Source organism: Shewanella sp. Isolate13, assembly GCF_022398325.1.
Taxonomy (GTDB): Bacteria; Pseudomonadota; Gammaproteobacteria; order Enterobacterales; family Shewanellaceae; genus Shewanella.
Genome location: NZ_JAKEVD010000061.1, coordinates 1 through 11,091 on the forward strand (window position 1 = coordinate 1; position 11,091 = coordinate 11,091).

At 38.9% G+C, this 11,091-nt stretch carries 14 protein-coding genes; 2 read left to right on the plus strand and 12 right to left on the minus strand.

From position 1 onward, the window contains the following. Nucleotides 1-218, plus strand: a 218-nt coding sequence (locus L1D44_RS21265; RefSeq protein ID WP_239893198.1) for an IS3 family transposase, incomplete at its 5' end; no start/stop codon positions are given. A gap of 280 nt (nucleotides 219-498) precedes the next feature. On the opposite strand, the gene L1D44_RS21270 is transcribed toward L1D44_RS21265, so the two are convergent. The 9 genes from L1D44_RS21270 to L1D44_RS21310 all read right to left on the minus strand — a co-directional run bounded on the left by L1D44_RS21270 (nucleotide 499) and on the right by L1D44_RS21310 (nucleotide 7,144). Then, entirely contained in the window at nucleotides 499-1,185 is a 687-nt protein-coding gene (locus L1D44_RS21270; protein WP_239893199.1) for an RHS repeat-associated core domain-containing protein, read from the minus strand. Nucleotides 1,186-1,459: 274 nt separating this feature from the next. Beyond that, entirely contained in the window at nucleotides 1,460-1,927 is a 468-nt protein-coding gene (locus L1D44_RS21275) for a hypothetical protein (RefSeq protein ID WP_220770876.1), read from the minus strand. A gap of 14 nt (nucleotides 1,928-1,941) precedes the next feature. Continuing rightward, a complete protein-coding gene (locus L1D44_RS21280; RefSeq protein WP_239893200.1) occupies nucleotides 1,942-2,580 on the minus strand; it encodes an RHS repeat-associated core domain-containing protein in 639 nt (212 codons plus the stop codon). Nucleotides 2,581-2,619: 39 nt separating this feature from the next. Continuing rightward, nucleotides 2,620-3,207, minus strand: coding sequence for a Fic family protein (locus L1D44_RS21285; protein ID WP_239893201.1), 588 nt, complete (start codon nucleotides 3,205-3,207; stop codon nucleotides 2,620-2,622). After that, nucleotides 3,197-3,352 carry a hypothetical protein gene (locus L1D44_RS21290; protein WP_239893202.1) on the minus strand — a complete coding sequence of 52 codons (156 nt, stop codon included), beginning with the start codon at nucleotides 3,350-3,352 and terminating at the stop codon, nucleotides 3,197-3,199. Before L1D44_RS21290 ends, L1D44_RS21285 begins: the two co-directional genes overlap by 11 nt. Nucleotides 3,353-3,420: 68 nt before the next feature. Next, nucleotides 3,421-4,374: a tyrosine-type recombinase/integrase gene (locus L1D44_RS21295; protein WP_239893203.1), complete on the minus strand. Its 954-nt coding sequence runs from the start codon at nucleotides 4,372-4,374 to the stop codon at nucleotides 3,421-3,423. Then, the gene (locus L1D44_RS21300; RefSeq protein WP_239893204.1) at nucleotides 4,355-4,837 is read right to left on the minus strand and encodes a hypothetical protein; all 483 of its coding nucleotides are present in this window, start codon (nucleotides 4,835-4,837) and stop codon (nucleotides 4,355-4,357) included. Before L1D44_RS21300 ends, L1D44_RS21295 begins: the two co-directional genes overlap by 20 nt. A 2-nt stretch (nucleotides 4,838-4,839) precedes the next feature. Next, complete coding sequence (gene istB / locus L1D44_RS21305; RefSeq protein ID WP_239893205.1) at nucleotides 4,840-5,598, minus strand: IS21-like element helper ATPase IstB; 759 nt, start codon at nucleotides 5,596-5,598, stop codon at nucleotides 4,840-4,842. After that, complete coding sequence (locus L1D44_RS21310) at nucleotides 5,588-7,144, minus strand: DDE-type integrase/transposase/recombinase (RefSeq protein WP_239893206.1); 1,557 nt, start codon at nucleotides 7,142-7,144, stop codon at nucleotides 5,588-5,590. Before L1D44_RS21310 ends, istB begins: the two co-directional genes overlap by 11 nt. 750 nt (nucleotides 7,145-7,894) lie before the next feature. On the opposite strand from L1D44_RS21310, the gene L1D44_RS21315 reads away from it, so the two are divergent. Beyond that, on the plus strand, nucleotides 7,895-8,836 hold the full coding sequence (locus tag L1D44_RS21315) for a hypothetical protein (protein ID WP_239893207.1): 942 nt from the start codon (nucleotides 7,895-7,897) through the stop codon (nucleotides 8,834-8,836). A 568-nt stretch (nucleotides 8,837-9,404) separates the two neighbouring features. Here L1D44_RS21315 and L1D44_RS21320 read toward each other — a convergent pair. The 3 genes from L1D44_RS21320 to L1D44_RS21330 all read right to left on the minus strand — a co-directional run. Next, nucleotides 9,405-9,896 (minus strand): hypothetical protein, encoded by a 492-nt coding sequence (locus L1D44_RS21320; RefSeq protein WP_239893208.1) that lies wholly within the window; start codon nucleotides 9,894-9,896, stop codon nucleotides 9,405-9,407. Next, nucleotides 9,889-10,482 (minus strand): RHS repeat-associated core domain-containing protein, encoded by a 594-nt coding sequence (locus L1D44_RS21325; RefSeq protein ID WP_239893209.1) that lies wholly within the window; start codon nucleotides 10,480-10,482, stop codon nucleotides 9,889-9,891. Before L1D44_RS21325 ends, L1D44_RS21320 begins: the two co-directional genes overlap by 8 nt. A gap of 63 nt (nucleotides 10,483-10,545) precedes the next feature. Beyond that, a partial coding sequence (locus tag L1D44_RS21330) for a hypothetical protein (protein WP_239893210.1) occupies nucleotides 10,546-11,091 on the minus strand: 546 nt, incomplete at its 5' end.

Genomic DNA, 11,091 nt, shown 5'->3' on the forward strand with positions numbered 1-11,091 from the left:
TGTCTCGAAAAGGAAATTGCTTAGACAATGCCGTTGCAGAAAACTTCTTTGGCATATTGAAAACGGAAATGTATCACGGTTATGAGTACAAAAGCGCGACCGAGTTAGTAAATGCCATTAAAGAATATATAGAATATTACAATCACAAACGAATTAAGCTGAAACTAAAAGGCCTGAGTCCGATAGCATATCGAAATCAGGCCTTGGTAGCCGCTTAGAAATGAGTCCAACTTAACGGGGTCACTTCAGAATGCGAGGCTTTGGATTCAAAATAGTTAATTTATAAAAGGATCTTTACTTAACCTCATCCAGTGTCTAACCACGAGTACTGCAACAGGAATTTGAAAGACAATCATACAATATAAAGTTCCTTTCAAAGTTAATGTCCCTGAACCAATAAAAAACTCAATTGCAACGAGTAATGCACAAATAATAGTAAAGAATACTTCGATTGCTAGCGCATATTTCAATGTTTGTTGTAGCTTGTTACTCATATATTTACTGATTCTCATTATAAGCTTTCTGACCAAGATTAGAAGCTGCTTCGGCAGCAACTTCGCCCGTTCTTTGAAGAGCTGAGGTTCCTGTTTCAACTGTATCACCAATCACTCCACTTCTGGTAGTTGATGCTATAGCGGAGTTAAGACCGCCAAAACCTTTTTCAATTGTTTTGGCGAAACCTGTAGCTATTTTAGCTCCCACACCTGATCCTATTGCTCCACCTACAACCGCCGCACCAACTTCACTAGCGGTTGCAGATTGACCATTTAACTCTCCAGCAACTACAGCGCCAACACCGCTAGCAGTTCCTCCAACAGATGCTGTAGTAGTAACAGCGTTGCTAACAGACATTGCACCTTTGGCCGCACTAGATGCCAATCGACCTCCAATACCGCCAGTTACAGCACCAACAGCCGCAGCAACCGCTATATTAGTGCCATCTAACTTAGATAAATCACCACCGTTACTAATTAATTGAGCTCCAGTTTCAACTGCTGCTCCAATTAACGCTCCAATAATCCCAAACTCGCCATCAGGATCAACATACTTATAAGGATTGTTATTAGCGTAAGTATAACGGTTGAAGCCATGAACAGGGTTTCCACGACCAATATGCCCCGTAGCATTAACAGGATCATTCGAATAAAATCGCCCGATAAGTGGATCATAGTATCGTGCCTGCATATACATTAGTTCGATTTACGAACCAATAAAGCCGCTTTCTACTATTTACGAAATGGCTTGAGTTAATATGTGATGGAGCGGATTTAGGTCACCGTGATACCCTTCAACATTTGCATTAATCCATTTGCGGCGTTTTTTTATATCATGTTCCTAAACAGCCATTACCCCACAAATAAAGTACCAAAGGTTCAAATAAGAATCACCACTAGTTCGCTGGGTATGATAAGCCCCTTGCGGGGCTTAATATACAAAAAACGCTAAAACTCATGTCATATTAGTTAATGCTTTTGCTCATCTCGGAGATTCGTCCTCCAAAAAAAACTCCTATTAACCCCAGTAATATTAACAATGCTGAAATAACCACTATGGATTCGACCAGGCTTTCTCTATGTTCAAGTACTGACGTCAGTGTTCTAACTGGTACCTTTTCTAAATGAATAGAGTAGATATTCCCACTCTCATTTTGGTCAAGATATACGAGTAGTTCTACATTATTATTGGCTTTTTCGCGAAGAAATTCGAAGACATTTTTGATATCCCCATTCCATTTCTCATAGGTCAAATCTAATGAATCAACGGATACTATAAGTTGATTATCCGTATATACTATCTTATCAATTGGGCCCTCAACCTTCTTAAGCAGGTTTTCATCGGGAGGATAAATTTCAATCACTAGGAAAAGGCAAATAAGCGCGCTAAGAATGACTAAAAGTGTTCCACAGACTTGATAGAAATATTTCATAATTAGAGTGTCCATTAGTCTTTAATATTCTCTTCCATTGATATAGCTATGGCTGAACCTGCTATATCTGTAGCAATAGAAGGGCCTGCTACGGCCGCCGGAATGCCAGCTGCAAGCCCTACGGCAGCTCCTTCAATACCTTTACCTATTGCTTTATTCATATCCACACTTGGCAACTCCCCATTAGAGATATCTCCGCTCGCGTCCGCAGCAGCCTGGCTTACACTCCCTGAAACGCCGCCGGATACACCTGAACCCACCATTTTCCCTGCAACTTTAGCGGAAGAAGATTTAACCGCTTGCTGTGCCGCAAGCTTTACACCTAAACCAGCCGCAGAGCCAACTCCACCACCAGATATAGCTCCAGTTAAAGCACCGACAGCACCAATAACCATTGCTTCACCGTCGCTTGCCCCCGCACTGATAGCTTGATTATATGCTGTATATCCACCAATTACGGCCCCAACGACAGGAATTAAAAAAGCAAAGTTACCGTCTGGATCAGTATATTTATAGGGATTATTATTGGCATATGTGTAACGGTTGAACCCATGAATGGGGTTATATCTTTTCATATGTCCTAATGCATCAACAGGATCATTAGAGTAAAACCGCCCGATAAGTGGATCATAGTATCGTGCCTGCATATACATTAGTTCGATTTACGAACCAATAAAGCCGCTTTCTAATATTTACGAGATGGCTTGAGTTAATATGTGATGGAGCGGATTTAGGTCACCGTGATACCCTTCAACATTTGCATTAATCCATTCATCTTTTGATATGTCTGGCCAATTAACCATCTTACCCAAGAAAAAATATAATTCTTCGAAGAAAAAACGCTGCGTTCTTCCATTGCCTTCTCTAAAAGGATGCACGACATTGAGCTCACAAAAGATATCGGTGATTTCATGAAAGAAGCCAGATGTTTGCTTTTCACAGTCTAGAGCGTGGATTCGAGATAATTGCTTATTTAGTTCTGCTTCGACTCTAGAGCAGGTACAAAAACGAGTATTTCCTTTGGAAATATCGACCGTTCTTAACTTTCCAGCCCAGTCATAGACGTCTTGAAATAAGTGAAAATGCAGACTTTTGAAATGGTTGAGATCAAACTCAGATAGGGATGTAATATTCGAAGAATATTCACTGTAACGAAATGCTGTAAACTCTAGTTCTGCTTCTGCTAGTTCAACATTATTAATGATGTTTAACTTATTAATGAGTACATAGGATTCAGGGTAACAATAACTATCCTGAATCACCCCATACTTATCTCGCATACTTAGCTTTCAAATCATCAATTGATTTACTGAGTTTTTCTTTCTTGAAATGCAAACCTTCGTAACGTGAGCTTGTTTCAAAATTACTCATTTTAGGTACGAAAGTACGAGTACCTTGCAGTTTCTTAATCGCTGTTGATTGCATAAATATCCCCCTAAACAACTCTAAAATTATAGCATCAATGTTAACGCTATTTCTACTAACCATCCAAACTAAAACAGCCCGCTACCGCCTTTAGCTGAAGGGTGGGTATCATTGTAAACTTGAGTGAGCTTTTTACGGCTGACATGGGTATATAACTGAGTGGTGAGAATGCTGGCATGACCGAGCATCTCTTGGATGTAGCGTAAGTCAGCACCATTATCTAACATGGTGGTTGCGGTATTATGGCGGAATAAGTGGCAAGCACCTGTGCGGTCAAATCCTGCTAATTTGACATATTGTGAAGCCATATCTGATAATTTACCTGGTACATAGCGTTTGCCGTTATTCGCTAAAAACAATGCTTTTCCTGAGCTGATAAAGGCAAACATTGGTCGAATCTTGCCAATGTAAAACGCAAGCCATTCACACCCACGCTGGCTTATAGGCACTAGTCGTTCTTTCTTGCCTTTACCATGTACACGCACCATTTTCCCAGTAAAGTCGATATCATCAATATTGAGCTTAACCAGCTCACCACGGCGAATACCGGTGGCAAAAAATGTTTCGAGTATTGCTCTATCTCTTAGCCCCTTAATGCCAAACAATAACGGCTGCTCTAAGATAACTTTGATTTCTTCAACGCTGTATAGTGCTTTGGGTATCTGGTGCCCTTTACTTGGTAATTCGATATCCGCTAGAGTGTTATTCGATAACAATCCCTTTCTGTGCATATACTTCACAAAAGTTTTTACATACGTCAGTAAACTGCGTTTTTGAGCAGCCCCTAACGGTTCGTTATCCAGCTGTTTACGATAGCTATTAAGATAAGCAGCATAGTCATCCATCAAGTCTAGGTTAACCAAGTTTATGGTACTGATACTTTGCGCTTCACACCAAAGTATAAACTTCTTAAGGCCTCCTCGCTTATTGCGAACGGTATCTGAGCTTTGCCCTTTGGCAAGACAAAGCTCAAGATAATACTCTACACAAGGCCAAAATAGCTTAGTGGTAGGTTTGTCCATGAATTAGTTCCTTCGCATAGGCTATGCCTGAATCTACAAATGCTTTTGGCTCTGGTTTATGCCAGTAAACTATCGCTTTGTCGCCACTTCGAATACGACCAATTCGGTAGCCTGTTGCTGAAACAATTTGCCCACTATCAATGGTTGGGAAAACAATACAGCCACGGAATAATTCATGACCGCTTGAACGAACTAAGCCACTTCGTTGCAAGCTCCCACGTATAGCAGCCCCTTCAGGCGTGCGACACTTCGGAATACATTTACCTAAGGTCCGATCGCAAAAACCAACATCATTGATATGTTGTGTTTGCTCTTCTATCAGGCAATTCATGTGAACAAACTTTTGGGCAATATCACTGCATGCAAACTGGCGCTGATAATGCTCAAATGCTTGCTGGATATATAAATCGTCAAGGTTAATTTGACCTAACACACTTAGGTAGCTTTCGTTACTTGTCCGCATGACTATCCCCCCTTTTTGTTTAGTGCTTTTTCACCGATCAATTTGCGAATAGACTCACCTTTTAGTTCAATCTTATGGCTTTTATGGATAATGCGATCTAATACAGAATCAGCAATGGTTGCATCCTGAAAGGACTCATGCCAAGTGGTCACAGGATATTGTGAAGTTATGATTAACGAAGCACCTTGGTCACGAGCTTCAACCAGCTCAAAGAATAAATGACGTTCTTCGCTGCTCATTAATGCATTCCCCCAATCATCTAAAATGAGTAGTGGCACTCGATTAATCTTGCGTGTTAATACGGCAAGTGTATTTTCTTTTTTGGCCGCGACTAGCTCTAATAACAAATTAGCCATGCGATAAAACAATACTGGTATTTGTCGCTTTATTGCTTCATTAGCTAGCGCACAAGCAAGTGTGGTTTTACCTTTTCCTGTCGGACCAATAAGCAACACATGTTGATGACTCTTGATCCATTCACATTTTGCTAGCAGGTTTATCGTAGATACCTTTAACTTGGGATAAAACTCATATTCAATACCGTCAACATAGGCATCGGGAAAACGAAGCTTTGCTCGTCTTAATAAGGTTTGTTGCCGTTTATCTTGTGCAAAGCAAAGCTGGGCATTTAACAGCTCTTCAAGACGTTCATCAAAAGGCATTTCTATGTATTCGGTTGCTTTTGCTTGCACTACTAACGCCTGTGCGACACCAGTTAATTTAAGCTTATTACATAATCTAAGTAACAATTTAGTGCTCATGTCTGTCTCCTTCGAAATACTGACTGCCTCTAACATTGGCGTGCAATAGGTCCTGTGGTACATCATTATATTCATAAGCTTTTGCTCGAATAACTAATTCAATATCGGTGGGCGAAAATAAATCTTCCGCTTCACGCTCAAGAACGTAACGACAAGCACTTAGAAATATTTCACTACCTACTTTCGCCTCAAGTTTTTGCAATGCAGTACAACGTTTACCAATCACTCTTGAATTTGGATTGGATGTTTTAGCATATTGCTTTTCAATCAGATGCTCTGCGTCTTGGCCAATCTCTTTAGCCCAGGCCATAAAGATAGGCATAGATTTGCGCTGCTCCGCTAAGTGGCTTGGTTTCATATGTGTTTGCTCAATAGATACACCGCCTTTTTCATCACTTATTGAATGGCGTGCGACTTCTTTATCCTCACTAACAACAATGATTTCTTCCAAAGTGATACGAATATGGACTTTTTCACCAATGAGTGTGTACGGCACTGAGTAGCGGTGCTCATTGTGCTCAACTAGATAGGTTGCCGGTACATGACAAGATTTTGCATGAATAAAGGGGGTAAATGGCTTAGCGGGTAGAAGCATAAGCGCTTGTTTTTCCTTTTCTTCAAAAAGGTCCTGACGGCTATAATCGTGCTTTTGAAAAGGCTGATGATTAAGACGTTCTACTTCCGTAAAAAGGTAAGCATTAACCTCGTCTTCAGAAAAAAAAGTTATGTCTTGACTCATTGGGGCAATTATTTGGGTCGTGACAATTTTTGCCGTATTTTCAGCATTAGCGTTGTCTTTTGGGGTGCCTACTCTTGAGGTATCGCAGATGTTGCCATAGTGCTCAGATACTGCTCTTGCGTTTTCATTGAGTAGTGCGATCAATTTAGCTGTAGTCACCATAGCTTTTGCATTATCAAATTGAATAACTTCGGGAACACCGCCAAAATATTCAAAAGCCTTTACGATACCCTGTACCCAGCTTTCAGATTTCATATCTTTTGTTGCGAGGGAAAAGAGCTTTTTAGAGTAGCCAAGGCAAGCGACAAATACAGGAAGAAAAATCACTTTTCCACTTTTTTTATACTTGGCTTTACTGCCTAAGTAATCAATGAACATCACTTCACCGGGGCGGTAAAACTGTGTCATAGTGGCATTGTTTTTCTTAAGAAAAGCTCTAATTAACCCATAAAAGATAGTTTGTTTATAAGCACGATCTCCGTATTGAATACGGTACTCAATATATTGGATAGCCAATGATTTCTGCTTCTTTCGAGGCAGTTCTTTTTGTCTGAGTACCTCAGCATAATCAGGGGGAACTTTACTCGATTTACGGATGGTGAGCTTAGGATAGAATACACTTTTTAGCTCACTGTTCGACATTTGCTTAATGGCTATCCAAGTAAGTTGTAATTTAGCTAATTTTGAACGTATCGTGCTCACCACGGGGTGTGAACACCGTGTGAGGGTAGCTATATAACGATTTGAATAGTCGGCATAAAAAATTAAATGCCAGAGTACATTTCTAAATTTGTGAGTTGCTATCATATATACCTCTGTTTAGTTAAAACAAAGGCGCAGTGATGCCTTGTCTGATATGACAACTTGACAATATATCAGTAGGATTCCATAGTTACTAAGTCGGATTCATGACAAAGTAACTCAGCAATCTCGGTTTTGGTGCTAGCCTCGCCGAGATTGTTTTTGCGCCTAATAAAATTAAATGTTCTTCATTAATTTTCCTTAAATTTACTTTGCTAGCGACTAAGCAACATCACAGTACAAAGCAAACCTTCCTTGACTATTGTCCAAAAAAGCACTCTTGCTAGTTGTGTTTTCTCGAAAGAACTTGGTGGATACAATTCTAGGGGCTACCACGCAGCGAGTTGCTAAATAATAGTAATGCCTTCTTAGCCACTCATTTATAAGCTTGTCGATTAGAGCTGTGCCCATATTACCTTCTCGTTACAGCTGCGAATTTACTTTCAACTTAGATGCCGTTTTCAGTCAATGCAATACGTAAAGATGTGGAATACGTTACGTGCAAAATAAAAATGGTCATCTATAGTTAAAATGAAGGTTTAGCATGGTAAAGCTAGGTAATTGTTCTGATTTTGTTTGTTTTTTATATTCAGAATATGTTTGCTTGTCTTTAGATAGCAAGTTATTCCCAGTAATGACCTTTTTATTGCAAAAAACCACGTGAAAATAAAGTTAAAATTTATCTGTTTTTCGAGCTTGGATGGTAAAAAACACCGTTAAAAACATCAAACTCAATTCACTTAATCGATTGCGGCTATGAATGAACATGTTATTACTCTAGAGTCTAAAACCAATTCTCTTCGAACTGAATGTTGCTTTGCTTTTGTTTGCAATGCTCTTAATATCCCAATGAACGGCAACAGTATCGGGAAGACTTTTTCAACAGAAAAAAATAATTATGCTCGCTCTGGAAAATTTACAAAGCTACTAAAAGGGAAGTCTATCCCTTCTCAAGAAACTGTTCTAAAAATGGATGAGAGGGTACCCGGCGTTGCTCAACTTTTTTATTCACCGATTTGGTATGCAATTTTCTGTATCGAAAGAAATATAAAACCTGTATACTTCAATGCATTAGATCCAAATGTTCAACATCTTATTTTTAAAGCTCAGCTTAATAGGTTAGGAAAATTCGAGCTAAAAACGATAACAGCTAGCTTAATAAAAAAAGTATTTGAATTGAATAGTCTAAGTAGCCTCGCTTGCTTGTTATTGTTAAGGCATTCTTTTGATAGGAGCACTTATCAGATAAGAAGGGTTCAATTAGATAAGCCAATTTCTGATAGCTTTGTCAATTTATCTGTTATCAGCGAGCTGCCTAGTTGGTTGAGTAATATTTGGAACGAGATTCAGGAGTGGCATATAAAAAACACATCATCAAATGTCGAGCCGTATCGAGTCGATAGTTCGTCATTAGAGCAGTATGCTAACTTCCAAGATACTCTGCTTTATTGGTTTATTTCAAAAATAATACCTATGGGTGTAAATATAAAAGAGGAGTCGAAGCTACTTACTCTTTTCTCTCAAGCTAATGCGGCTCTACTTTATAAAGAACTCAGAGCACCGAGAACGACAGCGTTCCAAAATAAGGAAAGTAAAGGGTTAGTTTGGGTGGTTACAATGTTTAACCGAACTTTGCCTAAAGCGTCGAAAATACCAATCATCACTACAGCACCATCAGACAATAATCCTTTTCAATGACACCCTTTAAAAATAGTCATAAGCCATTGTGATTTAAATCTGTAAAGGTTGATTTTATGATATGGAAATAACTCATGTACAAAATGTTGTGTGGTAAATTTCCTGTGCACGAGTGGTAAATTTACTTTGACTATGTTGGTAAAAAATTCATGGGGTAGCGGTTAGTTTTAGCGGAATATACAACTGTATATTCCGCACCAACGTTACCAGCCATCCGCTCAAATATTACCGCCTCTGCGAAAACCTTTTACCATCTTTACGAAATAGATTTACCACCTCGATGCAACATGACCGCTAAAATTTAGTGAGTGTTATGACGAAAATTGAGGTAGGAAATACAAAAAACAAAACCCCTTACGAGGCTTTGGGATTATAATTGCAAAATCCAATCACTCTCAGCAGGCATTCCGAACCATGTCAGCGTCAGATCCGAAGTGAAGTGGCAGGCTATTCCGAAGAGTGTCGGCAGACATAGAAGCAACCGCTTCAACTCAGAGGTGGCTTAAAATAGTCCAAAATAAAGCCCCTTGCGGGGCTTTGAGTTAATGAATAATTAGCGCACTGACACCTAGTCACGGTTACGAGATTTTAATCTCAACAATTCAGTAAACCAAAAAGAGCCTTCAAATGTGCTGGGTGGATCTAAGGTGAAAAGCTGCTTTTCAAATTCATCAATTACAAGATTGTCAACTTTGTTTTTGATAATTGATTCCCCATCAATTAATAGCGCTTCCTCAACCATAACCGCATACAGCTGTAGTGATTTTCTCATATGAAATGCAGAACTATTCATAAACTGGCTATCTTCACCAATTAAAATATTATAAGCGTCAAAGCAAAGAAAAATATCTCTATCTTCTCTATCCTCGCCTAACTTGAGCCTAGTATTCTCACTTTCATAATTATCAAAATTTAAGTTTGGTGCAACCCATTCAGGTATCCCCATATCACTTAAAGCTCTAATATCTCCTATAGAAAGCGCTAAAGAAGTAAACATATCCTTGCTCCATCTTATATAGTTAGCATCTTCCCAATACATGCTTTCAGTATATTTATTCATCTTTTTTAGCCTCAGTGGGCCAGCCTTCTTTCTTCAAAAACTTTTGCTGTTTATTAGTTGGATTAGGTGTTCCGTTTTTTTTATCATGTACAGTACCATCAACATTCAAAGATGTTCCGTCATCAAAATGAACATGATCTTGTGAATTTGGTACATTTTCTTCAGATGAATCAAACCTTTTAATGCCTTTTGGGCTCTGTCCTTTCATAACTTTTTGCTGTAATTTTGAAGCTTTACTTGCTAGCTTAGCAGGTTTGTTGATAGCTAACGCCATACTCGTTGCTGCGCCGGAAAGGTCGCCAGAAGCTACATCACTAACAGCAGAGATTAGATCGTTTACACCAGACGCCTCCATACCAACTTCATTGGCGGCCTGGTCAAAAGTAGCAACTCCCTGAGATCCTCCAATATTCCTAGCCATTTGTCTAGCTGAAACAAATTCAGGAACTTTTCCTGTTGGATCAGTATACTTATACGGATTATTATTCGCATAAGCATAACGATTGAAACTATGCACATCCCTAAAACCGATAGGATCATTCGAATAAAACCTTCCAATCAGTGGATCATAGTATCGTGCCTGCATATAAATTAGTACGAACTACGATCCTGTTTATAAACATTAAAGGATATTAAAACTGCTAACTAGTTACTCAATCAAAGCAAGCGTCTCTGCTAAAAACTCATCCAACTCGCCATTGTATTCATTAAGGAAGGAACGAGTTTTCATATTGGAGCCAATACAAATTAACTTGGCTTGTCCATTGAAGTGCTCCTTGTTATAAGAGCTTGCAGAATTGATATTAGATTTCGAATCCGCAATTGAGAAAATTACCTGTTGTTCGGTTGGGCTATTCTTTCTAATGAAATTTAGAATGTCAGCTCTGCTCTCATCTTCAAGGTCTCCCTCAAAAATTGCATCCATTAAGAATGGAAATATATGAGTATAAGTGGTTGGCTTTATTGCTTCCAAAAATGCAAAATTATATGCAAGTAAAGTTTTTAATAATTCAACTCCTTGACGAGGAAACGTGGGAATGTCATAAAGCAAATAAAATCGTTCATCTTCGAAGTGCTTTACTTTTAAGTTTGAAACATACTTTTCAAAAGTTTCCTTGAAGTCAGAACTAGCTTTACGCCTTTCAAATGAAACTGCTTTTTCAGTTTTAAACTTTTTTAATTTATCATCTATATC